Raw genomic sequence first — 24990 nt, 5'->3', positions numbered from 1 at the left:
GAAATGACTGAAGGCGGCCGAAGCCGCCTTCAATGAGGTTCAAAGGGACCGCGGCTCAGGCCTCTGCTTCGCCGCCGGGCTCGTCCTCGCCCTCCTCCTCGGAGACGCGCTCGACCGAAACCACTTTCTCGTCCTCGGCGGTGTCGAACACGATGACGCCCTGGCTGCCGCGCCCGACGATGCGGATGCCGTTGACCGGGCAGCGGATGAGCTGCCCGCCATCGGTCACCAGCATGATCTGGTCGGTCTCCTCCACCGGGAAGGACGCCACCAGCGGCCCGTTGCGGTCGTTCACCGCCATGGCGACGATGCCCTTACCACCGCGCCGGGTGGTGCGGTACTCATAGGACGAGGACCGCTTGCCGTAACCGTTCTCCGACAAGGTGAGGATGAACTGCTCGGCCGCGCCCAGCTCGATGTAGCGGGCCTGGTCGATGCTGGCGGCGGCGAGCCCGGCCTCGTCGGCACCTGCCTCCTCGACATCCACCACCTCGGCCTCGGCCGCCTCTTCCGCTCCGGTCTCGGCGGCGTTCTGGCTGCGGCGCACCTGGTTGGCGAGCTTGATATAGGCGGCCCGCTCCTCGGCGCTGGCCGCGACATGACGGATGATCGCCATCGAGATCATGCGGTCGCCATCGTCGAGCTGGATGCCGCGCACGCCCATGGAATCGCGGCCCTTGAACACGCGAACCTCGGTGACCGGGAAGCGGATGCACTGCCCCCTGGCGCTGGTGAGCACCACATCGTCGTCCTCGGTGCAGAGCTGGACGTCGGCGATGGACTCGCCCTCCTCCAGCTTCATCGCGATCTTGCCGTTCCGGTTCACATTGGTGAAGTCCGACAGCTCGTTGCGACGCACCGTGCCGCCCGTGGTGGCGAACATGATCTGTAGCCGGCTCCACGTCTCCTCGTCCGGCAGCGCCATGATCGAGGTGATGCGCTCATCCGCGTCGAGCGGGAGGATGTTCACCAGCGCCTTGCCGCGCGCCTGCGGGGCCGCCAGCGGCAAGCGCCAGACCTTGAGCTTGTAGACCTGCCCCTTGGAGGAGAAGAACAGCACCGGGGCGTGGGTGGAGGCGACGAACAGGCGGGTGACGAAATCCTCGTCGCGCGTCTGCATGCCCGAGCGACCCTTGCCGCCGCGCCGCTGCGCCCGATAGGTGGAAAGCGGTACGCGCTTGACGTAACCGGCATGGGACACGGTGACCACCATGTCCTCGCGCGCGATCAGGTCCTCATCCTCGAAATCGCCCTCGGCTTCGGTGATCTCGGTGCGACGCGGCGTGCCGAATTCAGCTTTCACCGCAAGGAGTTCGTCCTTGACGATCTCATAGATCCGCGCGCGGCTGGCAAGGATGTCGAGATATTCGCGGATCTCCGCGGCGATCTTGTCGAGCTCGTCGGCGATCTCGTCACGCCCCAGCGCGGTGAGCCGCTGCAGGCGCAGGTCGAGAATCGCGCGCGCCTGTTCGGCGGAGAGGCGATAGGTATCGTCCGGCCCGAGCCGATGACGCGGATCGTCGATCAGCGCGATCAGCGGGGCGACATCGGCCGCCGGCCAGTCGCGGTTCATCAAGAGGTCGCGGGCGGTCGCGGGGTCCGGCGAGGTGCGGATGGTGCGGATCACCTCATCGATATTGGCGACCGCGATGGCGAGACCGACCAACACATGCGCCCGGTCGCGCGCCTTGCGCAGCAGGAATTTGGTGCGCCGGCTAACCACTTCCTCGCGGAAGGCGATGAAGGCGGTCAGCAGGTCGTGCAGCGTCATCAGCGCCGGCTTGCCGCCGTTCAGCGCCACCATATTGGCGCCGAACGAGGTCTGCAGCGCGGTCATGCGATAAAGGTTGTTGAGGACGACATCGCCCTGCGCGTCGCGCTTGACCTCGATGACGATGCGCATGCCCTCGCGGGAGGACTCGTCACGGATCTCGGAGATGCCCTCCAGCCGCTTCTCGCGCACCAGCTCGGCCATGCGCTCGATCATCGTCGCCTTGTTCACCTGATAGGGAATCTCGGTGATGATGATCGCTTCGCGGTCCTTGCGGATGTTCTCCACCGTGGCGCGCGAGCGCATCACGATCGAGCCGCGGCCCGTCATATAGGCCTGCCGAATGCCGCTGCGGCCGAGGATGAGCGCGCCGGTGGGGAAATCCGGGCCGTGGATGATGTCCAGCAGCCGCTCGACCTCCAGCGCGGGCTCGTCGATCAGCGCGACGCAGGCATCGACCACCTCGCCGAGATTATGCGGCGGGATATTGGTCGCCATGCCGACCGCGATGCCGCCGGCGCCGTTGACCAGAAGATTGGGGAACCGGGCAGGGAGCGCGGTGGGCTCCTGCTCGCGCCCGTCATAATTCTCCTGGAAATCGACCGTGTCCTTGTCGAGGTCGTCCAGCAGCGTCATTGCCGGCTTGGCCAGGCGCACCTCGGTGTAGCGTTCCGCCGCCGGGGGGTCGCCGTCGACCGAGCCGAAATTGCCCTGCCCGTCGATCAGCGGCAGGCGCATCGAGAAATCCTGCGCCAGCCGCACCAGCGCATCGTAGATCGCCTGGTTGCCGTGCGGATGGTACTTACCCATCGTATCGCCGGTGACGCGGGCGGATTTGTTATAGGCACGCTCGGGCGTGTAATTGTTCTCGCGCATCGAGAACAGGATGCGCCGATGCACCGGCTTCAGACCGTCGCGCACATCCGGCAGCGCGCGGGAAACGATCACGCTCATCGCATAGTCGAGATAGCTGCGCGAGAGCTCGTCGGTGATCGAGACGGGCCGGATGTCCGAGGGACCGCCGTCCTCCGGCTTAGAGGTATCGGAATCAGACAAGGAATCGACTTTCCGTGGTTGCGGAACAAGTGTGACTGTCTAGCCGATTCCGCTCCCGGACACCAGCCCGAGAGCGCTGGAACCTCTCAAAAAACGCCATTATTTTCAATGCGTTATAGCCGCTACTCCGAGAGGGCGCGCGAACGTGGCGGAACCGTGGCGTCGAGCCCTCCCGAAGATGCGCGCGGTGTGCTCTTCTGGGGCTGGCGCGGGGCTTGCTAAGTCCGCCCGGCGCGGGCCCGCATCGGGCCGCAAACAGGGGCCGACATGCTGGATTATCTGATCTCCGCCGCCATCACCATGCTGGTGGTGATCGATCCCATCGGCCTCGCGCCGATCTTCCTCGCGGTGACCGGCGGCCTCTCGCGCGAGGAGCGGCGAGTGGTCGCCTGGCGCTCCTCCGGCATCGCGCTCGGCATATTGGTGGTTTTCGGGGTGGTGGGCGCACCGATGCTGCACGCGCTGGGCATCACCCTGCCGGCCTTCCGCATTGCCGGCGGGCTGCTGCTGTTCACCATCTCGTTCGAGATGGTGTTCGGCCAGCGTCACGAGCGGCGCATCGATCCCGGCGAGACCATGGCGCGCGACAGCCTTTTGCGGAACCTCGCGGTGTTCCCACTCGCCATTCCGCTGATGGCCGGCCCCGGCGCCATCACCGCGATGATGCTGCTGGCCGGCGAGGCCAAAGGCGACCCGGCCAAGCTGGCGATGCTGTTCGCCATCACTGTTCTCGTGGTCGCCGCGAGCCTTGCGGTCTATCTCGCCGCCGAGCGGATGGACCGGCTGCTCGGCGTCACCGGCAACGCCATCCTCTCGCGCCTGCTCGGCGTGCTGCTGGCGGCGCTGGCAGTCCAGTTCGTCATCGACGGCATCCGCGCCGCCTTCCTGAGCTGACCGCGCGTCTCAATTGCCGAACACCACGGCATTCATGATCCGCCCCGGCCACAGGGTGAACAGCCCGGCCAGTACGAGGCCGCCCAAGAACAGGCCGCGCATGCCGTTCTCATGGCGCGTGATATCGCCCTGACGGGCGCGGTACACCGCCATCGGCAGCGCCCAGACCACATAGAGCGAGAGCAGATGGATCGGACCGAAAGGACCGATCCAGCGCATCTCATGGATCAGGAACGAGGAGAGCGCCACCACGGCCATCAACGTCGTCCAGGCCCAGCCCAGCGCGCGATGCGGCCCGGTGCCTTTCGGCGCCAGAAGCTGGAGTGTACCAAGCCCCAGCGCCGCCAGCGCCGCGAAGGCATGGATGCGGATCGGCAGCGACGCATCAAGCAAAGGCGCCAGCGTCATCAGATCCGTCTCCTTCTCACGACACTTGCAACGCTCACGACACTTGCAACGCTCACGACACTTGCACGCGATCCCGTCGCACCACCTCGAAAGCCGGATCGACGGGCTGAGTTCCAACCTCACCCGTCATCGTGCTCCCGCAATGCCGCCAACGAATGCGCGCCACCGGCCTGAACAGCATACCGGAGTGTCCCCGGCCTGAATGCCCTTGCCGACGGACCCTGCCGGCGATTGACACTGCTCGTTGACGCCCGCACCGGCGCCTCAGCCCGCTCCGCAGCGCTCGCCCGATTACCGCACCAGCAGAGCCGCACGCGCCGACGGCCGAGCCGTTCCGGTGGTGAGCACGCCCCGCCCCGCGGCGCACAGGCAGGCCGAGCAGGCCGCGCGATCAGAACGGGATTTCGTCGTCCAGGTCGCCGCCGCCACTGCTGCTGCCGCCACCGAAGCGCGAGCCTCCGCCCCCACCGCTCACCGCCGCCGGCTTGCGCTCGCCGCCGAACGACCGACCGGAGGAACCGCCGCCGAAGCTCTGCGAACCGCCCGAGCCGAAATCGCCCCCGCTGCTCGCGCCGTAATCGTCACCGCCCTCTGAGGCGCCGCCGCCACGGCTGTCGAGAATGGTCAGTTCGCCGCGGAACTGGCGCAGCACGACTTCGGTGAAATAGCGCTCGCCGCCGGACTGGTCCGTCGCCTTGCGGGTCTCGAGCTGGCCCTCGATGTAAACCTTGGTGCCCTTGCGCAGATACTGCTCGGCGATGCGCAGCAGGTTCTCGTTGAAAATCACCACGCTGTGCCATTCGGTACGCTCGCGCCGTTCGCCCGACGCCTTGTCGCGCCAGGTCTCCGAGGTCGCGATGCGCAAATTGCACACCCGCCCGCCATTCTGGAAGGTCCGCACTTCCGGGTCGCGGCCCAGATTGCCGACCAGGATCACTTTGTTGACGCTGCCCGCCATTCCGTCCTCCACAGCCCGTCATCCGCGCAAAAGCGGACCTGTCGCCATACCATAAACCACGCGCCCGCCCGACGCCCCTCCCGGCCCCGTGCTGTCCACATATTGGTCGGATGCGGCGGGGGAAAGGCGAAGGAAAATTGTTCTTGTTTTGTTCCTACCACCATGCTTATTTGCTGGCAACGGCAAATGACGCGGCTTTCACGCATTTCAGGCAGCACCATGCGACACGCTCCCGCCCGGTCTTTTAACGGCTCTCCCCTCGACACCCGCGCCCGTGCCGCGACGCTGCGGGCGCGCGACCATGCAACCGCCGACCATATGGGCGCCGCCTGCACCTTCGCCGCCGGCATGCTCGCGGCGGCGACGCTCGCGGTTGCGATGTTGCAAAGCGGCGCCGGCCTTCCTTTATAAGGGAGTGTCGCGCCGGGACGTTTCCGGCCGGCCTTCCCTTGCTCGTTCGCGAAAGAAGACATTCCAATGCAGGACCGCGTGGATCCGCCGCGTCGTGACGCCCGATCGATCGTCGTGCGGGGCGCACGCGAGCACAATCTCAAGAATGTCGACCTTGAGATTCCGCGCGACAGCCTCGTGGTGTTCACCGGCCTGTCCGGCTCCGGCAAATCCTCGCTCGCCTTCGACACCATCTATGCCGAGGGCCAGCGCCGCTATGTCGAGAGCCTTTCGGCCTATGCGCGCCAGTTTCTGGAGATGATGCAGAAGCCGGATGTCGACCAGATCGACGGCCTGTCGCCGGCGATTTCCATCGAGCAGAAGACCACCTCGAAGAATCCGCGATCGACCGTCGGCACGGTGACGGAGATTTACGACTATATGCGCCTGCTCTGGGCGCGCGTCGGCGTGCCCTACTCCCCCGCCACCGGCCTGCCGATCGAAAGCCAGACGGTGAGCCAGATGGTCGACCGCGTGCTGGCGCTGCCGGAGAAGACCCGGCTCTACCTGCTGGCGCCGGTGGTGCGCGGGCGCAAGGGCGAATACCGCAAGGAACTCGCGGAGTTCCAGAAGAAGGGGTTCCAGCGCGTCAAGATCGACGGCACCTTCCATGAGATCGCTGACGCGCCGGCGCTCGACAAGAAGTTCAAGCACGATATCGACGTGGTGGTGGACCGGCTGGTGGTGCGCGCCGACATTGCCAGCCGCCTGGCCGACAGTTTCGAGACCGCGCTGGGCCTTGCTGACGGAATCGCGGTGATCGAGTTTGCCGACGAGAAGGAGGAGAACGGCGAGGCCCGCCGCATCGTGTTCTCGGAGAAGTTCGCCTGCCCAGTCTCCGGCTTCACCATCCCCGAGATCGAGCCACGGCTATTCTCCTTCAACAACCCGTTCGGCGCCTGCCCAACCTGCGACGGGCTCGGCCACGAGAGCAAGATCGATCCCGAACTGGTGGTGCCGGACACTTCGCGAAGCCTCAAACAGGGCGCGCTGGCGCCCTGGGCGAAGTCCTCCTCGCCCTATTACGGCCAGACGCTGGCCGCGCTCGCCAAGCATTACGGCTTCAAGCTGACCGTGCCGTGGTCCGAGCTGCCCTCGCGGGCGCGCGATGTGCTGCTGTACGGCTCGGGCATCGAGCAGGTGACCTTCGTCTATGACGACGGCATGCGGGCCTATGAGACCACCAAGACCTATGAGGGCCTTGTCAACAATCTGGAGCGGCGCTGGCGCGAGACCGACAGCGACTGGGCGCGCGAGGAGATCGGCAAGTATTTCTCCGCCGTGCCCTGCGCCGCCTGCCACGGCTATCGGCTGAAGCCCGAAGCGCTGGCGGTGAAGATCGCCGGGCGGCATATCGGCCAGGCCGCCGAGCTTTCCGTGCGCGCGGCGCTGGAGTGGTTTGCCGCCCTGCCCGGCCAGCTCACCGACAAGCAGAACGAGATCGCGGTCCGCATCCTCAAGGAAATCCGCGATCGCCTCGCTTTCCTGCTCGATGTCGGGCTGGATTATCTCACGCTCGCCCGCGCCTCCGGCACTCTGTCCGGTGGCGAGAGCCAGCGCATCCGCCTCGCCTCGCAGATCGGCTCCGGCCTGACCGGCGTGCTCTATGTGCTGGACGAGCCGTCGATCGGCCTGCACCAGCGCGACAATGAGCGGCTGCTCGGCACGCTGCGCCGACTGCGAGACCTCGGCAACACGGTGATCGTGGTCGAGCATGACGAGGACGCCATCCTCTCGGCTGATTATGTGGTCGATGTCGGCCCCGGCGCCGGGGTGAATGGCGGGCGCATCGTCTCGCAGGGCACGCCGAAGCAGATCCTCGCCGACCCGGCGTCGCTGACCGGCAAGTACCTGACCGGCGCGCTCAGCGTGCCGGTGCCCAAGCGCCGCAAGCCCGACCCGAAGCGCCAGCTCCGCATCGTCGGCGCGCGCGGGAACAACCTCAAGAACGTCACCGCCGAGGTGCCGCTCGGCCTGTTCACCGCGGTCACCGGCGTCTCGGGCGGCGGCAAGTCGACCCTGCTGCTCGACACGCTCTACAAGGCGGTCGCCCGCCGGCTCAACGGCGCCTCCGAGCCCCCCGCCCCGCATGACCGGCTTGAGGGGCTGGAGCACCTCGACAAGGTGATCGACATCGACCAGTCGCCGATCGGCCGCACCCCACGCTCCAACCCGGCGACCTATACCGGCGCCTTCACACCGATCCGCGAGTGGTTCGCCGGCCTGCCGGAGGCCAAGGCGCGGGGCTATGGGCCCGGGCGCTTTTCGTTCAACGTGAAGGGCGGGCGCTGCGAAGCCTGCCAGGGCGACGGCGTCATCAAGATCGAGATGCACTTCCTGCCCGATGTCTACGTCACCTGCGACGTCTGCAAGGGCAAGCGCTACAATCGCGAGACGCTGGAGGTCGCTTTCAAGAACAAGTCGATCGCCGACGTGCTGGACATGACGGTCGACGAGGGCGCGGAGTTCTTCAAGGCGGTGCCGGCGGTGCGCGAGAAGCTGGAGACGCTCTCGCGCGTCGGGCTCGGCTATATCCATGTCGGCCAGCAGGCCAATACGCTGTCGGGCGGCGAGGCGCAGCGGGTCAAGCTTTCCAAGGAACTGTCGCGCCGCGCCACCGGGCGCACGCTCTATATCCTCGACGAGCCAACCACCGGCCTGCATTTCCATGACGTCGCCAAGCTGATGGAAGTGCTGCACGAACTGGTCGAGCAGGGCAACACGGTGGTGGTGATCGAGCACAATCTGGAGGTCATCAAGACCGCAGACTGGGTGATCGACCTCGGGCCGGAAGGCGGCGATGGCGGTGGCGAGATCGTTGCGGTCGGCACGCCGGAGGCGATCGCCAAGGAGCCACGCAGCCACACCGGCCGTTTCCTCGCCGAGGTGCTGGCGCGCCGCCCGGTCAAGCGCGGAAAGCAGGCGGCGGAGTAGATAGAGGATTGCGGGGCGACATAGAGCGGCGGAACAGGTGCGTGCAACGGGCTGCCATGTCGATACCGGGTCTGCCTCGTTCGGCTCGGCGGTAGCGCTTCCGGCTTCTTGCCGGCGGCATTTGGCGGAAAACCGTACGTACGCATGCCGGCTCCCTAGGAAGATCGCCTATCGACGGGCGGCGGCGGGATGGTGAGCCGCGCGGCGATGGAGATGTCCTGCGGGCAAAGGGAAGGCTTGAGGCCGGGAACGCGTCTCCCGTGCTGGTTTGTAGGCCCGGCCGCCGGGCCGCACGTGGCGCTGGCGCAGGTCGAAGTCGGGAAGCTCGACGCATGAGGCTCCGGAGTGGGAGACTCCGGAGCGGAGAGCTTCGGAGCCAAAGGCTCCCAGTGGAACGCCCGGAATGTGAGGCTCGATAGCGCGCGACTTTTATGAAGCGCGGACCGAAGACGAAGCGGCTGATTGCGCATCGCCAAGCCACGTTCTTCGAAGGCAGTCAGGTGCGTCGTCCCTCTCATCCGGCCGACGGGCCTGCGCTAGCAAGCGCCTGCGTGTCCCGGATGTCTGCGCGCAGCGCGACGGCCGCCGCATTCGCGGTTCACGGGTCGCGGCGCGAGGCCGTTGCGTTAGGAGCAACGGTTTCCGTCGCCGCCACGGTCCTTGTTGGACCGCCTTGCTCCGGCCGCCGCGTCACCGCTGTACCGGATCGACGCCACATCCGCCGTTCACGCGTTGCGGCGCGAGGCCGTTGCGTTACGATTCCAAACGAGGGGACAGTTCGCGTCGCCGCCACGATACTGGTCAGACCGCGCGCTCGACGGCCGCGTCAACGTTTATTCGGATCGCCGCCGCATTCGCGGTTCACGCGTGGCGGCGCGAGGTTGTTCCGTTAGGCTTCCGAAAGAGGCGGCAGTTGGCGTCGCCGCCACAGTCCTTGTCGGACCACCTTGCTCCGGCCGCCGCGTCACCGCCGTACCGGATCGCCGCCGCGTGAGGCTGCTCCATTAGGATTCCGAAGGAAGCTACAATTCCCATCGCCGCCACGATCCTCGTCCGACTGCGCGTTCCGACCGCCGCCGCGTCACCGTTTTGCCGGATCGCTCCAGGGTTTGCGCGGCTCGGATCGCGGACGGGTCGGTCATGAGCGGTTAGGTGACGAGCGGCTCGGTCACCGGCAGGTCAGCTTGCGGCAGCGGCGGGACCTGGTGAACCGGACGATGCTTCCTCGTCCTAGGCCTCCATAGCGGACGGATGCGCGGAAACGCGACGCGGGTGTAACCGCACCGGCCGGGTTCAGGCCGGCGCGTGATGCCCGGCCAGCCCCGCCGCCTCGCGCAGCCGCACCACATGCACCGTCACTGCGACCAGAACCACGGTGGCGCCGAACTGGTGCGCCAGCGCGATATCGATCGGCACCTGATGCACCAGCGTCATGATGCCGATGAACGCTTGCGCGGTGACGAGGCCGAAGATCAGCGCGGCCCGCCGCGCCGCCACGCCGCCCGCGCGCCGCGCGTCCAGCCAGTGCAGCAGCGCGAGCGCCCATAGCGCATAGGCGAGCATGCGATGGTCGAACTGCACGGTCAGCACGTTCTCGAAGAAGTTCCGCCACAGCGGCTGCTGCACGAACAGGTTCGCCGCCGGCGGAATGATATGTCCGTCCATCAGCGGCCAGGTGGTGTAGGTGAGGCCGGCATCGAGCCCGGCGACCAGGCCGCCGAGGAAGATCTGCACCAGAATCAGGGCCAGCAACACGCTCCCGCCCAGTGCCACCCGGCGCGAGGGCGCGGCCTGCGCCCCCGCCGGCTTCAGCCCGGCAGCGGTCGCCACCGTCGCGGCGAGGATCACGCAGGCCAGCGTCAGGTGCACGGCGAGCCGGTACTGGCTCACATCCACCCGCCCCACCAGGCCGGACGCCACCATCCACCAGCCGATCGCGCCCTGCAATCCGCCCAGCACGAACAGCCCGGCCAGCTTCCAGCGCAGCGGCCCGGTGACGAGGCCGCGCCACAGGAAGTACAGGAACGGCAACAGAAACACGAAGCCGATCAGCCGGCCGAGCAGACGGTGCCCCCATTCCCACCAGAAGATGGTGCGGAACTCATCGAGGCTCATGCCCTTGTTGATCTGCTGATATTGCGGGATCTGCTGATATTTCTCGAATTCCACCTGCCAGGCCGCTTCGCTCAGCGGCGGCAGCGTCCCGGTCACCGGCTTCCATTCCACGATGGACAGGCCGGATTCGGTCAGCCGCGTCGCGCCGCCGACCACCACCATCAGCATGATCATCGCGGCGACGAGGTAGAGCCACGCCCGCACCGGCCGGAACCTGTCGCCCGTCGTCCGCCCGTAAACCCCATCGGCCGCCACGGCCGGTACATCGAGGGCCATCTCTGCGCTCCCTGCAGCATTGCGACGGCCCTGCCCCCGCGCACGGGCCATCCGTTCCCGGAGGCGCCACCTCTGGTGGCTTCCTCCCCGGCGCGGCGAGGGTTATAGAGCAGTTTCCCCGCGCGCAACGGGCGTTTTGTCCCGCGCGCGGCATTGTGTCCCGCCGGAACCCGCCATGCCCGAGACCGACAAGCGCCCCGCCATCCCCTCCGCCGCCCTGCCGCCGCGCTGGCGCAAGCTGGTCGGCACGCTGGCGATGATCGTCCTGGTGCTCGGCTGGGCACTCGGCGCGATGGCGCTGGCACAGGGCCGGGTCACGGTGCTGCCGGCGTTCTGGCAGTTCCTCGCCTATGTCGTGCTCGGCATCGGCTGGATCGTTCCTGCCGGCCTGCTCATCCGCTGGATGCTGAAATTTGACCGGCGGCCGGACACGCTGTAGCGCGCCGCTCACGCCGCCTGCGAGAAGCCGGGCGGCGGCGCCTCGGTGAAGGTCACCATGGCAATGTCGCCGAAGCCCCAGGACGCCAGCCGGTCGAAGGCCTGAACCGCGTCGGTCGCGAGCCCGCCGGGCCGCGTCACCAGAATTAATGTCGGCTGGAGCGCGGCGAGGCGGCCGGCACCCTCTTCCTCGCTCAGCGGCGGCGCCGCCACCACGACGTGATCATAGGTGCGCTCCAGCGCGCCCAGAATCAGCGCCAGCCGTTCCGCCGATACCAGCCCGTCCGCCTCGCGCGCGCCGCGGCCAGGCGGAATGACATGGCAGCGCGAGGCGGTCTCGCGATGGATCACATCGGAGAAGCTAGCGACGCCGAACAGCAGGTCGGTGAGGCCGGCGGCGCGCGGATCGGCCGTCAGCCCGTCGAGCTGCGGCGCCGCGACGTCGAGGCACACGATCACCACCCGCTTTTCCACCGCCAGCGAGCGCCCGAGCGCCAGCGCGCAGTCGGCCGCGCCCGCCTCGGGGCCAAGGCCGGTGACCACCACCAGCCCGGCCGCCGGGCCGCGCAGCTCGACAAGGCGGGCGAGGTCGGCCAGCTCGCCATCGCGGGACACGCGCCGGCGCGGCTCGGCCTCGCTCTCCGCACCGTCATCCTCGGCCTCGCTGCCGATCCACGGCAGATGTTGGGCATGGCCTTGCGGCGCGGGGGCGGCGACGGCATCGGCCGGGTCCAGCGCATGGACCTCGGCGCGGCGGCGGCGCGCCAGCGCCTGAACGGCGAAGGCCAGCACGAAACCGGCAATGCCAGCCCCGGCGACGAGCATCCAGGGATGGGGCAGCAGCGGCAGCTCCGCCGGCTCGGCCCGCGCCAGCACGCGCGGCGTAGCCGGTGCGGGCTGCGGGTTCATGCTGAACGCGGTCGTGGTCTGCTGCAATTTCAGATAGCCGTCGGCAAAGGCATTGGCGACATCGGCGGCGAGGCGCGGGTCGGTCGCGACATAGCTGATGGCGGCGCGCCCCTCGCCGAGCGGAACCACGGTGAGATTGGCCTCGATCTCGCGCAGCGCCTGCGTCTCGCGCGAGACCGGCAGACTACGCGGCGCGCCGAACAGCCCGGCGAGCCGCACCGTGGCCTGAGGCGGCGGCAGGAGGCGGGCCGTCAGTCCGGCGTCGGCGAGAATCTGCCGGGCGAATTCGCGCGAGCCTATTACCTGCACCCGGCTGCGGCTCGACTCGTTCTGCCGCCCCTCGACCCGCAGCAACGCCTCGGAGGCATAGCGCGCGGCGGTAAACGGAACCATGACCGCGGCACAGACCGCGCCTGCCAGTACAGGGGCCATCAGATGGCGGCGCAGGGCGCGCAGCACGGACGCGCGGGCCTGTGGCGGAACGGGCGACGCGGACACGACAGCACCGGCCTCGCCTTCCCTCGGGAAGGTCGGAGAATCGCCGGACGCCTTGTTGCCATCGCTCCACATGACGGCGATTAGAGCCGCGGCATGGTTTCCGTCGCGTTAAAGCGGGGCGAAGAGTCGGGTCAATCAGCCGGGGAAATGCGGACGGCCACGCGGCGGACGGACGCCCGTTTCGGCAAGCCCTTGCGATTTACCGAGAATGAAATGGTCGGAGCGAGAGGATTTGAACCTCCGACCCCTAGTCCCCCAGACTAGTGCGCTAACCAGGCTGCGCTACGCTCCGACGCCGTGAGGCGCGCCTTCTCTAGCCATTTGCCGGCCGTGACGCAAGCCGCACAAGGCGATCAATCCACGCCAAACCGCGCCAGTGTGCCGGCGGAGCTCCGAAAGCGTCCGGGAAACCGGCCGGCTCATTTGCCCGCCAGCGGTACGGCGGGCGCCGGGAAGGCCAGCACATCGCGGCGGTAGCTTTCGACCAGGGCGCTGAACGGCGTGCCGTCGGGCAGGGTCAGCACCGCGCGGTGCTCCAGCAGGAAATCGGGAATGGCCAGCGTTTCCCCGCCCGCTGGCGGCGGCGCGCCATTCTCCCAGCCCGGCGGCAGCGGATGCCACAAGAGCTTGGCCGACAAGGTGGTGCGGCGGAAGCCGAGCGGGCGGACCACGCGGCCGAAGGAGGTGTCGCTGGTGTCGAGCTCGCGATTCATCTCCGCCGTCAGCCGCGCCGGCACATACCAGTTATCCGCCTCGGAGAGCACATGCTCGCCGCAGCGCAGCCGCACCCGGCGATAACGCACCGGCTCGTCCGGGCCTACTTTGAGCTGCGCGCGGACCTCGTCGGACGGCGCCTTGTCCTGCCCGGTGACGCGATCGGCCACAATGGTCGGCGGATCGGCGAGCCGGTGCGCGCCGCACCAGCGGTCGAGCGTCAGCGTGGCGCTGGGGTTGGCGAGCAGGTCGGCATTCAGCGTCTGGATCAGCGCGAGGGCCTGAAGGCGGGTCACATAATCATCCGGCCACTGGAAGGCGGCAGCCGGCGCGCTGGCGGCGACCAGGCCGATGAATGCCGCGGCACCACCCGCTCGCCATTTCGAGAACTGTCGACGCAGGGCGCAAAAGAAGATCGACATGGCGGGGCGAGCCGGGACCTGTTGCGGAGGCCGCAGTGTTGGCGATTCAGGCCGGGCGGGAAAGCCCGTTCATTCGTGCATGATCGGTGCCACGCCGGGCCCGACCGCGAATTCGTCGCTGACAAAGCCGAGCACCGCCAGCACCAGCAGCGCGATCACCAGCACCACGAGCACGCCGCGCAGGCCGTGGGTGCGATGTCCGTAGACGCCGCCGCCCAGCAGCAGAATGACCAGGATCAGGATGATGATGGTCAGCATGTTTCCCCCTCGCCGCCTCTATCCTTGCCAACAACCCGCCTCTCCGCGAAAAGTTGCCGGTGTCGCGCCACGCCGGAGCCCGCCATGAACCACCACAGCCACGCCTCCGCCCCTGCGCTCGACGACGCCGCGGCGCTGGAGATTCCGGCGAGCGAGGAGATGCTGGCGCGGCTGGAGGCGCGGCGCTCGGTGCCGCTGCGCGCGCTGGCGGGGCCCGGTCCAACGCCTTCGGAACTGGCGCGCCTGCTCACGCTGGCCGCGCGGGTGCCCGATCACGGCCGGCTGGTGCCGTGGCGCTTCATCGTGATCGAGGGTGAGGCCCGGCGCGCGCTCGGCGAACAGCTGGATGCGCTCTATGCCACGCAGAATCCGGAACTGCCGCCGGCCAAGGCCGATATGTGGACGCTGTACCTCTCCCGCGCGCCGCTCACCGTGGTTCTGGTGAGCCGGCCGGATCCGGCGGCCAAGGTGCCGGAATTCAATCAGGTGCTTTCCGCCGGGGCCGCCGGCATGGCGCTGACGGTGGCGGCGAGCGCCATGGGCTTTGCCACGCAATGGCTGCTGAAATGGCCGGGCCGCGACCCGGAGGCGGCCGCGCTGGTGGGCGCGCGGCAGGGCGAACGCATCGCCGGCTTCCTCCATGTCGGGCGCCCGCGCATGGTGGCGCCCGACCGCCCTCGCCCATTGCTGGACGAGGTGGTCACGCGCTGGGGAGAGTAAGGATCAGTCCTCGATGTCGAAAGAAACGCCCTGAGCCAGCGGCAGGGCGCGGGAATAATTGATGGTGTTGGTGGCGCGGCGCATATAGGCCTTCCACGAATCCGAGCCGGCCTCACGCCCGCCGCCGGTTTCCTTCTCGCCGCCGAACGCCCCGCCGATCTCCGCGCCCGAAGGCCCGATATTCACATTGGCGATGCCGCAATCCGAACCTTCAGCCGAGACGAAGGCCTCGGCCTCGCGCAGGTCGTTGGTGAAGATCGAGGAGGACAGGCCCTGCGGCACGTCGTTCTGCAGCTTGATGGCTTCGGGCAGGCCGCCGGCGCGCAGCACATAGAGGATCGGCGCGAAAGTCTCGTGGCGCAAGATCTCGACCTGCTCGTCGATCTCCACCAGCGCGGGCCGGACATAATAGGCGTCCGGCGCGCCGGTCTCGACACGCTCGCCACCGTGGATGGTGGCCCCAGCCGCGCGGGCGGCTTCCAGCGCCGCCTGCATGCCGTCAAACGCCGCCTTGTCGATCAGCGGGCCGATGAGGGTGCCGGCCTCGCGGGGGTCACCGATGCTCACCGAGCCATAAGCCTTGGCGAGGCGCGGGACCAGCGTGTCGTAGACGCCCTCATTGACGATGAGGCGACGCAGCGTGGTGCAGCGCTGGCCGGCCGTGCCCATGGCGGCGAAGGCGATGCCACGCAGCGCGAGGTCGAGGTCCGCGGACGGGCAGACGATGGCGGCGTTGTTGCCGCCAAGTTCCAGAATGGAGCGGCCGAAACGGCGCGCCACCCGCTCGCCGACGATGCGGCCCATGCGGGTCGAGCCGGTGGCGGACACCACCGGGATGCGGGGATCGTCGGTCAGCACCGCGCCGATCTCCGCGCCGCCGACCAGCACCTGCGAGAGCCCTTCCGGCACGCCGCCGAACACCTTCGCCGCCTTCTCGAACAGCGCCTGCACCGCGAGCGCGGTGAGCGGGGTCTTCTCCGACGGCTTCCAGATCACGCTGTCGCCGCAGACCAGCGCCAGCGCCGCGTTCCACGACCACACGGCGACGGGGAAGTTGAAGGCGGTGATGATACCGACCGGCCCGATCGGGTGCCACGTCTCCATCATGCGGTGGCCGGGGCGCTCCGAAGCGATGGTGAGGCCGTAGAGCTGGCGCGACAGGCCGACGGCGAAATCGCAGATGTCGATCATCTCCTGCACCTCGCCGAGGCCCTCGGAGACGATCTTGCCGGCTTCCAGCGTCACCAGCCGGCCGAGCTCGGTCTTGTGGGCGCGCAACTCCTCGCCAATGAGGCGGACCAACTCGCCGCGACGCGGAGCCGGCACGGTGCGCCACGCCTCGAAGGCCTCGCGCGAACGGGCGACCGCCGCCTCAGCTTCGGCCTTGGAGGCTTCCGCCACCTGCGCCACCACCTCGCCGGTGATGGGCGAATGCGACGTACGGGCGCCGCCCTTCCACAGCGCCTCCGGCACGCCGAGCGCCGCGAGCAGCCCGGCGACCTCGGCCGTGACGGAGGGATGCGCCTTGCCGGTCGCGTTCTGGCCGGCGGTGCTCTGGGTGGTCATGGCGTGCAACTCCTCGGCGGGCTCGTGTGACGTCCCGGTCCATAGCACTGGCGGGGCGGGCAAATCCATTGCGCCGTTATGGCGAGAGCCCGCGCCAAAGCCCGCCGCAACCATCTTCCGCTGATGCGTGAATGACGCGAAAACGCGCATGCGTCTTGTCTGTTCACGACTGTGTATAAGCCTTGCAGCGCGCAGGCAAATACCTATCTTTTGAGCGCGATGAGGCAAATATAGCCGCGATCGACTGGCCGCATATATTATGCGTAATGCCAGCTATGGTTCGCTCTTTTCAAATTCCTGCCGCATAATCGCTAAGACCCCGACACATTTCCTTCTCATCCAGACCGCTGGATGCAACTTCAGAAGGAAGAGGGTATTGCAGGCTTGGGAAAAGGGGCGGATCACGCGCCTGGCGATGGTCGCCGGCGTCATCGTCGCCACCACCGGACACGCGGCCTTCGCGGACACAAAGAAGAACGTTACCAACACCAACGCCGCCATGTCGGGGATGGCGTCGTATTACGGCTATGGCGGACGTACCGCCAATGGCGAGCGGCACAGCCCGCAGGCCATGACCGCCGCGCACCGCTCGCTGCCCTTCGGCACCAAGGTGCGGGTCACCAATGAATCCAACGGAAAATCGGTCGTGCTGCGTATCAATGATCGCGGCCCCTTCGTGCGCGGGCGCGTCATCGATGTCTCGACCGCCGCGGCCGACACGCTCGGCTTCCGCAAGCGCGGCGTCGCCAAGGTCTCCCTGGCCGTCGTCGACTGAACACTGACGAGCTGGCGGCACGGCGCGGAACAGCGCCGGCCGCAGCCTCGCGCCGTCTTACTCTGTCGCGCTCAGCCTTCCTCGCGCGCGTCGTCGAGCAGACGGCGGCACTCCTGCAATTCGTAGAGCGCCGCCTGCAGCCGCTGGATATCCTCGCGCGCCAGCGTGTCCTCGACCGGGCGCAGCGGGATCGGGCGCAGCGGCGCGACGGCGGCGGGAGCCGGACGCGGCGGCGGCTCCGGCACATAAGGCTCCGGCGCGTAATCGGTCTCGTCCGCGTAGTCCGTCTCGTCCACGTCCTGTGGCTCGGGTTCCGGCGTCAGCGCGCGGAACGGGAAGCCGGCACGCCCCTCCCCGCCGGGTTCCTGCGGCGGGCGCGGCTCGACGCGCGGCCGAACCGGCTCGGCACGAGGCGGATCGTGACGCACAGGTTCATGCCGCACCGGCTCGTGGCGAACCGGCTCATGACGGGCCGCCTCGGGCGCATAGGGCTCGCGGCGCAGCATCTCCGCGCGCGGCGCGGGCTCCATGCGGGGGGGCTCGGCGCGGGGCGGCTCCGTCCGGTGCGGCTCCATGCGCGGCTCCCCGCGCGCGGGGCGGCTCTGCGGGGCGAGATCCGGCAGCAGCGGCAGCTCCAGATATTCCGGCTCGGCCTCGGGACGGCGGCGCGCGGCGCGGCGCGGCGCGGGCTCCTCCGGCTCCGGTTCCGGCTCGGGCTGCGCGGCGCGCTGGCGCGAGGGCAGCAGGCTGAAGAAGCCGCCAAGCCCGCCCGAACGCGGCGCGGGCTCGCGACTGACCGCCGGATGACCGGCATCGACCGAATAATCCTCGACGTCCTCGCTCAGGCCGGACGCGGCCAGCGCATCGGCTTCCGCGTCGCGCCAGATCGCCTGCACGTAGCGCGGGCCCTCCTCCTTGAGGATGCGCTGCACGCCGCGGATGGTGTAGCCCTCCCCGTACAGGAGATGGCGGATGCCGCGCAGCAATTCCACATCGTCGGGGCGATAATAGCGGCGACCACCGCCGCGCTTTAGCGGGCGAATCTGCGGAAAGCGCGACTCCCAGAAACGCAGCACATGCTGCGGAAGATCGAGATCATCCGCGACCTCGCTGATCGTGCGGAAGGCATCGGGGCCTTTCTCCACGCTCGGCTGCTCCTGGCTGGCGCATCGTCGGGCCGGATCGGAACGATCTCGCCGCGCGAACGATGCTCACTCGATTGATTCCCGTGTCTTCTCAATCGCCCGACATGCCGGCGAAAGCAGGGCCGCGGCCCTCACGCGTCCGGCGTTTCGCCGTTGATCTGCTGCTTGAGGATGTTGGACGGCTTGAACACCATGACCCGGCGCGGCGCGATCGGCACTTCTTCGCCGGTCTTGGGATTGCGGCCGACCCGCTCGCCCTTCTGGCGCACCACGAAAGAACCGAACGAGGACAGCTTCACCGTCTCGCCCCGCGCGACGCAATCGGCGATCTCCGATAGCACCGTCTCGACCAGCGCGGCCGATTCCGTACGGGACAGCCCGACCCGCTGATACACTGCCTCGCAAAGGTCCGCCCGGGTAATGGTACGACCCGCCATAGCTCGTCTCCGCCTCGCCGCCTTAACGGTCCGTTAATTCATCTGCCAACCTAGGCGCCGTCGCCCGCGCTGGTCAACGGCACATCGCGCCGAACCGCCGTGCTACCAGCGGATTAGCGCCGATCCCCAGGTAAATCCGCCGCCCATCGCTTCCAGCAGGACAATATCGCCGCGCTTGATGCGTCCGTCGGCATGGGCGCTGGCCAGCGCCAGCGGAATCGACGCCGCCGAGGTGTTGCCGTGATGATCCACCGTCACCACCACCTTCTCCGCCGCGATGCCGAGCTTGTTGGCGCTGGCGTCGATGATGCGGCGGTTGGCCTGATGCGGCACGAACCAGTCCAGCGACTGCGCGGTGACGCCGGTGGCGGCGAAGGCGTCCTCGATCACGTCGGTGATCATGCCGACGGCATAGCGAAACACCTCGCGGCCTTCCATGCGCAGGAAGCCGGTGGTCTTGGTCGAGGACACGCCGCCATCGACATAGAGCTTGTTCTTGTGGCGCCCGTCCGAGCGCAGATGGGTGGTCATGATCCCCGGCTCGTCCGCCGCGCCGGTCGCGGGCACGGCTTCCAGCACCAGCGCGCCGGCGCCATCGCCGAACAGCACGCAGGTGGTGCGGTCCGACCAGTCGAGGATGCGCGAGAAGGTCTCGGCGCCGATCACCAGCGCGCGCTTGAAGCTGCCGGACTTGAGGAAATTGTCCGCCGTCGCCAGCGCGAACACGAAGCCCGAGCACACCGCCTGCACGTCGAAGGCCGCGCCATGGGTGATGCCGAGCCCGGCCTGCACCGACACCGCCGTCGCCGGAAAGGTGTTGTCGGGCGTCGAAGTGGCGAGCACGATGAGGTCGATGTCGCCCGGCTCCAGCCCGGCATCGGCCAGCGCCGCGCGGGCGGCGTTGAGCGCGAGGTCGGAGGTCACCTCGCCTTCCGCCGCGATGTGGCGCTCACGGATGCCGGTGCGCTGCACGATCCAGTCGTCGGACGTGTCCACCATCTGCGCGAGGTCGGCATTGGTCAGGGTGTGCGCCGGCAGATAGGCGCCGACACCGCGCACCACGGATCGAATCATGCTCACGATAAAACCTGCAACTCGTCGCCAATCCCGCCATCCGCACCGGCCCCGGAGCCGGAGCCGGAAGCCTGCGGACGGCCGTTAATGCCCGCCGCGATGCGCGAGAGCAGCTCGTAGCGCACCATGTCGTAGCCGATATCGACGGCGGAGGCGAAACCTTCGGCGTCGGTGCCGCCATGGCTCTTGATCACCACGCCGTTCAGCCCGAGGAACACGCCGCCATTCGACTTGCGCGGGTCGAGCTTTTCGCGCAGCGCATGGAAGGCGCCGCGCGCGAACAGATAGCCGATCCTGGCCATGAAGCTGCGCTGGATCGCGCCGCGCAGGAACTCCGCCACCTGCTTGGCCGTGCCCTCGGCGGCCTTCAGCGCGATGTTGCCGGAGAACCCCTCCGTCACCACCACGTCGACCTTGCCCTGGCCGATGTCGTCGCCCTCGACGAAGCCGCGATAATCGAGGCCGGGATAGTCGGCCTCGCGCAGCGCGGCAGCGGCGTCCTTCACTTCCTCGACGCCCTTGATCTCCTCGACGCCGACATTGAGCAGGCCGACGCTCGGGCGCTCGATGTCGAACACGATGCGCGCCATGGCGGCACCCATCACCGCCATGTCGATGAGGTGTTGCGCGCTGGCGCCGATCGACGCGCCCACGTCCAGCACCACGCTCTCGCCGCGCATGGTCGGCCACAGGCAGGCGATGGCGGGGCGGGAGATGCCGGACATGGTTTTCAGGTTGACCTTGGCCATGGCCATCAGCGCGCCGGTATTGCCGGCAGAGACGGCGCAATCGGCCTTGCCCATGCGCACCGCGTCGATCGCCTGCCACATCGAGGAGACGCGCCGGCCGCGGCGCAGCGCCTGGCTCGGCTTGTCGTCCATCTGCACCACAACCTCGGTGGCGAACACCTCGCTCGCCGCCGCAAGCTTCGGGCGCGCGGCGAGATGCCGGGCGATGAGCGCGGCATCACCGAACAGCAGGAAGCGGATATCCGGGTGACGGATAAGAGCGATCTCGGCGCCGGGCAGCACCACGTCGGCACCGTGATCTCCGCCCATGACGTCGAGCGCTATTCGGACGGAAGAAGACATCAAGCCGGTCTGATCTCGTTGCAACAGGAAGGTCGCGCGGCACGCAGCCGCCGGCAGAGGGCATGCCTCAGTTGATCGTCCCTGACAATAGCCTCTCGGCCCGTCACAGCAACAGGAGCGATCACTCCTTGTCTCCGTCCCGCAACTTCGCCAGCGCGGCGAAGGGCGAGAGCTGCTCGTCCGGCAGTTCCTCGACCCGCTTGAACTCGGCGCCGGGCTTGCGCGGATAGGGGTCGAGCGCGAGGGCGAGGAACTCCGCCGCCACCGCGCCGACATCGACCGTGCCGTCGACCAGCGGGTCGGGCAGGTCCAGCTCGCTCACGTCGATCTCCGCGCCGGGACGGATCTCCGGCAGCTGGTCCTCGGGAGCGAACGTCACGTCGATCTCCTCGGAGACCGACGTGTCGAATTCCTCCAGCGTCACCACGCAGACCTGGCGCACCACGGCCTCGACGCGCCCTTCCGCCCGCACGCAGCCGCGCGAGCCGGGAACCAGCGTGACCTTCGCCTTGAAGGCGGAAATGGCGGGAATGCCGAACTCGCGGGCCAGCGCCGCGCGCGCCGCCTCGTCCGGCTCGACGCGGAAGGTCGAGCCGGTATCGGGCAGGCTGGCAACCAGCACCGGCTGGGACAGCGGAGAGGTGTGCGGCTCAGAAGCTTGGCTCATGGGACAATCGTCTCCGTGTCAGCGGGGCCGAGCGGCGGCAGCGGCAGCTCGCCCCCGGCGAAAACCTCGAATGGTACAGCGGCCAGCGCCGCGACCCGTTGCCGGATGCAGGCGGCGAGCGCGGCGGCCTCGGTCGTGCGCTCGGCCTGCGAGCCGTAGACGTTGCGCAGCAGCGCCTGCGCCAGCACTGCCTCGTCGCCCGAGGCGAGCGCCTCATCATAAACCCCGACGCGGCCATAAAAAGCCTCGGCGACGCGCTTCATTTTCTTCGGCACGGTGAGGTCGCCCACGCCCATCTCGCGCAGATTGGCGTCCATGTCGGCGCAGAACGTGTCGAACACGCGCTGCCCCAGCTCGCGGCGCGCCTCGTCCTCGCCCTTCAGGCGGTGAAACAGCAGGAAGGCGTGCAGCACGATCATCTCGAACCGCCCCTCGATGGTGTCGGGGACCTCGAAATCCGTGTAGAAGCCGGGATCGCGCGAATGCGCCACGATCGCGCCATAGAGCCGCTGGATGCTCTCGCGTCCGTCGTTCCGGCGGAAGAAGCGCAGAATCATGGCCGGCTCCTGCCTCGTTGCCGCTGTCATTGCGAGTGTCGCGAGGCGGGTTAGCGCGCGCGGCGGCCGGTGGCAAGTGGCGCGGACGGGCGTGCAGCGGCCGCAGGGTTCTGACAGCGCTGTCACCTCATGATGCATCGAGAGTTGCAACATCGGGTCGGCCTGTGCTTTTTCGCAGGACGAACGGACGCAGTGGCGACGGGAGTTTGGTAGATGGCAGGGTTGGGCAGGATGGAAAAGGCCGGGACGCCAGCGCGGCGGCTTGCGGCACGGCGGCTTGCGGTCGTCGCCATGGCGAGCCTCGGCCTCGCGGCATGTTCCGGCGAGCTGCCCACGCCCACCGCCAGTCTCGGCCTCACCCGCACCCCCACCGGCTTCGTCTCCGAGCAGCAGCGCGGCTATGTGCCGACGGAAGGTGCGCTCGAACAGGTGCCGGTCGGCTCCAGCCAGGAGCAGGTGCTCCTCGTGCTCGGCACGCCCTCGACCGTGGCCACCGTGGACGGCGAGGTGTTCTATTACATCTCGCAGAAGACCAAGAAGGTCATGTTCCTGCGCCCGGAGGTGATCGAGCAGCGGGTGATGGCGGTCTATTTCGACCCCAAGGACAAGCGCGTCACCCGCATCGCCGATTACGGGCTGAAGGATGGCAAGGTGTTCGACTTCGTGTCGCGCACCACGCCGACCAGCGGCCAGGAACTCTCCATCCTCGGCCAGGTGTTCAACGCCGCCGGCGCCATCTGACGACCGCGCCGGCGTCGGGTCACGCGCGCCGGATCAGGCGAACCGCGTCGCCGCGAACGGCGCGGGATCGGTGCACGGCGTATGGCCGTTCATCATCTCCGCCAGCAGCCGCCCGGTTATCGGCCCCAGCGTGAAGCCGAGATGCTGGTGGCCAATGGCGAGCCACAGCCCGTTCTGCCCCGGCGCCGGGCCGATGACCGGCAGCATGTCCGGAAAGGCCGGGCGGCACCCCATCCATGGTTCGGGCTCCAGCCGCTCGCCCAGCGGGAACAGGCCGCGCGCCAGCTTTTCGGTGACCGCGAGCTGGACCGGGGTCTTTGGCGCATCGCGGTTCGCGAACTCGACGCCGGTGGTCAGGCGGATGCCCTGCTCCATCGGTGTGATGACATAACCGCCCTCCTCGTCGAGCACCGGGCGCTTGAGGCCGGCATTGCCCTCGGCGCGGTAATGCATGTGATAGCCGCGCTTCACCGCCAGCGGCAGCCGGACGCCCAGCGGCGACAGCACGTCCATCGCCCACGGGCCGAGCGCCACCACGGCGTCGGCCGCCTCGATCTCGCCCTCGGCCGTCGTCACCTTCCAGCCCGCGCCGCCGCGCTTCAGCGTGCGGGCGTCGCCGGTGACGATCCGCCCGCCCAGCGACTGGAAATACGCGGCATAGGCCTGCGTTACGGCACCGGGATTCGAGGCGGAATGCGGATCCTCCCACAACACCGCGCCGGTGAAGACCGGGCGCAGCGAGGGCTCGACCGCCAGCGCCTCGTCGACGCTGAGCTCGCGCGGGTTCAACCCGTATTTGCGCGCGAGCGCGAACTCGGTGCGCTCATTGGCGAGCCCGGCCTCGGTGCGGTAGAGCTTGAGCCAGCCGCCCTCGCGGAAATAGTGCATGGCCCCGGCGGGGCCGGCGAGATGATTGTGCTCCTCGATGGTGCGCGAGAGCAGCTTCTCGATGGTGCGGGCATAGTCGAGAATGCGCGCGGGGGCGGACGCCTTCCAGTATTGATACATCCACGGCGCCAGCGCCGGCAGCGCGCTCCAGTGGTAGTTCGCGCCCGGATTGCGCTTGAGCGCGACGTCGATCAGCGCGCTCAGGCTGTGCGGGAAGGCGACCGGATAAATCGAGGCGCGCTCGATAAGGCCGGCATTGCCATAGGAGGTCTCCTCGCCGGGACCGCGACGGTCGACCAGGACGACGGAGCGCCCGCGCAGGGCGAGATGAAGGGCGACCGAGACGCCGACGATGCCGGCGCCGAGGACGATGGTATCGGCTTTCATTGACACACACACAAGTTGGCTGGAACGGAGAACGGCGCGGCAGGCGATCCCGCCGCGCCGGAGAATGGCGCGTTCCGTCAGTTGATCGGGAACGGGAAGTACTTGTCGTTGATCTTCTTGTAGGTGCCGTCGGCGACGATTTCCTTGATCGCCTTGTTGAGGGCCTCGCGCAGCTCGTTGTCCTCCTGGCGCACGGCGATGCCGGTGCCGTCCGGGTTGACGTCGGAGAGGTCGGCCCCGACGAAGGCGCAGCACTTGCCGGCGTCGGTCTTCTCCAGCCATTCATAGAGCACGAACTTGTCGGCCAGCACGGCGTCGAGCCGGCCGCTGGCGAGGTCGGCATTGGCCTCGTCCTGGGTCGGATAGAGCTTGATCTCGGAATCCTTGTACTTGTCTTCGAGATAGGTCGCGCCGGTGGTGGCGGACTGGGCGCCGATGATCTTGCCCTTCATCCCGGCCGGCGTGATGTCGGTGATCTTGCTGTCCTTCGGCGCGATGAAGTTGCCCGGCGTCAGGTAGTAGGGGTCGGTAAACGCCACCTTCTGCTTGCGCTCGTCGGTGATCGACATCGAGGCGACGATGGCGTCGTACTTCTTGGCCAGAAGGGCGGGAATGATGCCGTCCCAGTCCTGCGCGACGAAGGTGCACTCGACCTTCATCTTGTCGCAGAGCGCATTGGCGATATCGATGTCGAAGCCGACCAGCTTGCCGGTCGAATCGACCGAGTTGAACGGCGGGTAGGCGCCCTCCGTGCCGATGCGGACCTTCTTGATCTCCGCGTGAGCCATGCCGGCGCTGGCGGCAAGCACGGCCGCGGCGGCGAGCATCTTCAGCATTTTCA

Annotated in this window: 23 protein-coding genes and 1 tRNA gene; 7 read left to right on the top strand and 17 right to left on the bottom strand. The window is 68.2% G+C overall.

The window, feature by feature from the left end; translation table 11 throughout:
- Positions 1-55: 55 nt before the first annotated feature.
- Positions 56-2827, bottom strand: a complete 2772-nt coding sequence (gyrA, locus tag VRZ77_RS03075) for a DNA gyrase subunit A (protein WP_414591243.1) — start codon at positions 2825-2827, stop codon at positions 56-58.
- A gap of 267 nt (positions 2828-3094) precedes the next feature.
- Here gyrA and VRZ77_RS03070 point away from each other — a divergent pair, with 267 nt between their 5' ends.
- Complete coding sequence (locus tag VRZ77_RS03070; protein WP_414591242.1) at positions 3095-3721, top strand: MarC family protein; 627 nt, start codon at positions 3095-3097, stop codon at positions 3719-3721.
- Between the two features lie 9 nt (positions 3722-3730).
- Here VRZ77_RS03070 and VRZ77_RS03065 read toward each other — a convergent pair whose 3' ends face one another.
- Together VRZ77_RS03065 and ssb are read right to left on the bottom strand one after the other, a co-directional pair.
- A complete protein-coding gene (locus tag VRZ77_RS03065; RefSeq protein ID WP_414591241.1) occupies positions 3731-4129 on the bottom strand; it encodes a DUF2306 domain-containing protein in 399 nt (132 codons plus the stop codon).
- Positions 4130-4520: 391 nt separating this feature from the next.
- The gene (gene ssb / locus VRZ77_RS03060; RefSeq protein ID WP_414591240.1) at positions 4521-5087 is read right to left on the bottom strand and encodes a single-stranded DNA-binding protein; all 567 of its coding nucleotides are present in this window, start codon (positions 5085-5087) and stop codon (positions 4521-4523) included.
- A 219-nt stretch (positions 5088-5306) separates the two neighbouring features.
- Here ssb and VRZ77_RS03055 point away from each other — a divergent pair, with 219 nt between their 5' ends.
- Positions 5307-5498, top strand: coding sequence for a hypothetical protein (locus VRZ77_RS03055; RefSeq protein WP_414591239.1), 192 nt, complete (start codon positions 5307-5309; stop codon positions 5496-5498).
- Between the two features lie 66 nt (positions 5499-5564).
- Complete coding sequence (gene uvrA / locus VRZ77_RS03050) at positions 5565-8471, top strand: excinuclease ABC subunit UvrA (RefSeq protein ID WP_414591238.1); 2907 nt, start codon at positions 5565-5567, stop codon at positions 8469-8471.
- Between the two features lie 1293 nt (positions 8472-9764).
- Here uvrA and VRZ77_RS03045 read toward each other — a convergent pair.
- Positions 9765-10862 (bottom strand): COX15/CtaA family protein, encoded by a 1098-nt coding sequence (locus tag VRZ77_RS03045; protein ID WP_414591237.1) that lies wholly within the window; start codon positions 10860-10862, stop codon positions 9765-9767.
- Positions 10863-11037: 175 nt separating this feature from the next.
- On the opposite strand from VRZ77_RS03045, the gene VRZ77_RS03040 reads away from it, so the two are divergent.
- Complete coding sequence (locus tag VRZ77_RS03040; protein ID WP_414591236.1) at positions 11038-11301, top strand: DUF2842 domain-containing protein; 264 nt, start codon at positions 11038-11040, stop codon at positions 11299-11301.
- Positions 11302-11309: 8 nt separating this feature from the next.
- On the opposite strand, the gene VRZ77_RS03035 is transcribed toward VRZ77_RS03040, so the two are convergent.
- The 4 genes from VRZ77_RS03035 to VRZ77_RS03020 form a co-directional block, all read right to left on the bottom strand.
- Positions 11310-12707, bottom strand: coding sequence for a lipopolysaccharide biosynthesis protein (locus tag VRZ77_RS03035; RefSeq protein ID WP_414591235.1), 1398 nt, complete (start codon positions 12705-12707; stop codon positions 11310-11312).
- A 214-nt stretch (positions 12708-12921) separates the two neighbouring features.
- Positions 12922-12999, bottom strand: a tRNA-Pro gene (locus tag VRZ77_RS03030).
- Between the two features lie 127 nt (positions 13000-13126).
- Positions 13127-13843 (bottom strand): hypothetical protein, encoded by a 717-nt coding sequence (locus VRZ77_RS03025; RefSeq protein ID WP_414591234.1) that lies wholly within the window; start codon positions 13841-13843, stop codon positions 13127-13129.
- Positions 13844-13912: 69 nt separating this feature from the next.
- Complete coding sequence (locus VRZ77_RS03020; RefSeq protein WP_414591233.1) at positions 13913-14101, bottom strand: hypothetical protein; 189 nt, start codon at positions 14099-14101, stop codon at positions 13913-13915.
- A gap of 84 nt (positions 14102-14185) precedes the next feature.
- Here VRZ77_RS03020 and VRZ77_RS03015 point away from each other — a divergent pair, with 84 nt between their 5' ends.
- The gene (locus VRZ77_RS03015; RefSeq protein WP_414591232.1) at positions 14186-14821 is read left to right on the top strand and encodes a nitroreductase; all 636 of its coding nucleotides are present in this window, start codon (positions 14186-14188) and stop codon (positions 14819-14821) included.
- A 3-nt stretch (positions 14822-14824) separates the two neighbouring features.
- Here VRZ77_RS03015 and VRZ77_RS03010 read toward each other — a convergent pair whose 3' ends face one another.
- The gene (locus VRZ77_RS03010) at positions 14825-16387 is read right to left on the bottom strand and encodes an aldehyde dehydrogenase family protein (RefSeq protein ID WP_414591231.1); all 1563 of its coding nucleotides are present in this window, start codon (positions 16385-16387) and stop codon (positions 14825-14827) included.
- A 415-nt stretch (positions 16388-16802) separates the two neighbouring features.
- Between VRZ77_RS03010 and VRZ77_RS03005 the strand changes: the two genes are divergently transcribed.
- Positions 16803-17162 carry a septal ring lytic transglycosylase RlpA family protein gene (locus VRZ77_RS03005; protein ID WP_414591280.1) on the top strand — a complete coding sequence of 120 codons (360 nt, stop codon included), beginning with the start codon at positions 16803-16805 and terminating at the stop codon, positions 17160-17162.
- A 71-nt stretch (positions 17163-17233) separates the two neighbouring features.
- Here the strand turns inward: VRZ77_RS03005 and VRZ77_RS03000 are convergent, their stop codons facing one another.
- The 6 genes from VRZ77_RS03000 to VRZ77_RS02975 form a co-directional block, all read right to left on the bottom strand.
- Positions 17234-18307 (bottom strand): MerR family transcriptional regulator, encoded by a 1074-nt coding sequence (locus VRZ77_RS03000; protein ID WP_414591230.1) that lies wholly within the window; start codon positions 18305-18307, stop codon positions 17234-17236.
- Between the two features lie 131 nt (positions 18308-18438).
- Positions 18439-18744: an integration host factor subunit alpha gene (locus tag VRZ77_RS02995; RefSeq protein WP_241616225.1), complete on the bottom strand. Its 306-nt coding sequence runs from the start codon at positions 18742-18744 to the stop codon at positions 18439-18441.
- A gap of 102 nt (positions 18745-18846) precedes the next feature.
- Entirely contained in the window at positions 18847-19824 is a 978-nt protein-coding gene (locus tag VRZ77_RS02990; RefSeq protein WP_414591229.1) for a beta-ketoacyl-ACP synthase III, read from the bottom strand.
- The gene (plsX, locus tag VRZ77_RS02985) at positions 19821-20909 is read right to left on the bottom strand and encodes a phosphate acyltransferase PlsX (protein WP_414591228.1); all 1089 of its coding nucleotides are present in this window, start codon (positions 20907-20909) and stop codon (positions 19821-19823) included. Before plsX ends, VRZ77_RS02990 begins: the two co-directional genes overlap by 4 nt.
- 121 nt (positions 20910-21030) lie before the next feature.
- Positions 21031-21576 carry a YceD family protein gene (locus tag VRZ77_RS02980; RefSeq protein ID WP_414591227.1) on the bottom strand — a complete coding sequence of 182 codons (546 nt, stop codon included), beginning with the start codon at positions 21574-21576 and terminating at the stop codon, positions 21031-21033.
- Positions 21573-22133, bottom strand: coding sequence for a ubiquinol-cytochrome C chaperone family protein (locus VRZ77_RS02975; RefSeq protein ID WP_414591226.1), 561 nt, complete (start codon positions 22131-22133; stop codon positions 21573-21575). Before VRZ77_RS02975 ends, VRZ77_RS02980 begins: the two co-directional genes overlap by 4 nt.
- A gap of 213 nt (positions 22134-22346) precedes the next feature.
- Between VRZ77_RS02975 and VRZ77_RS02970 the strand changes: the two genes are divergently transcribed.
- A complete protein-coding gene (locus tag VRZ77_RS02970) occupies positions 22347-22874 on the top strand; it encodes an outer membrane protein assembly factor BamE (protein WP_414591225.1) in 528 nt (175 codons plus the stop codon).
- A gap of 33 nt (positions 22875-22907) precedes the next feature.
- Here the strand turns inward: VRZ77_RS02970 and VRZ77_RS02965 are convergent, their stop codons facing one another.
- A complete protein-coding gene (locus VRZ77_RS02965; RefSeq protein ID WP_414591224.1) occupies positions 22908-24149 on the bottom strand; it encodes an NAD(P)/FAD-dependent oxidoreductase in 1242 nt (413 codons plus the stop codon).
- 77 nt (positions 24150-24226) lie between these two features.
- On the bottom strand, positions 24227-24985 hold the full coding sequence (locus VRZ77_RS02960) for an ABC transporter substrate-binding protein (protein ID WP_414591279.1): 759 nt from the start codon (positions 24983-24985) through the stop codon (positions 24227-24229).
- Positions 24986-24990: the final 5 nt, after the last annotated feature.

It is taken from the genome of Ancylobacter sp. G4_0304 (assembly GCF_047501495.1).
In the GTDB taxonomy this organism is placed as follows: Bacteria; Pseudomonadota; Alphaproteobacteria; order Rhizobiales; family Xanthobacteraceae; genus Ancylobacter.
Note: the sequence above shows the minus strand (reverse complement) of the source record. Positions and strands in the feature narration are given on the sequence as shown.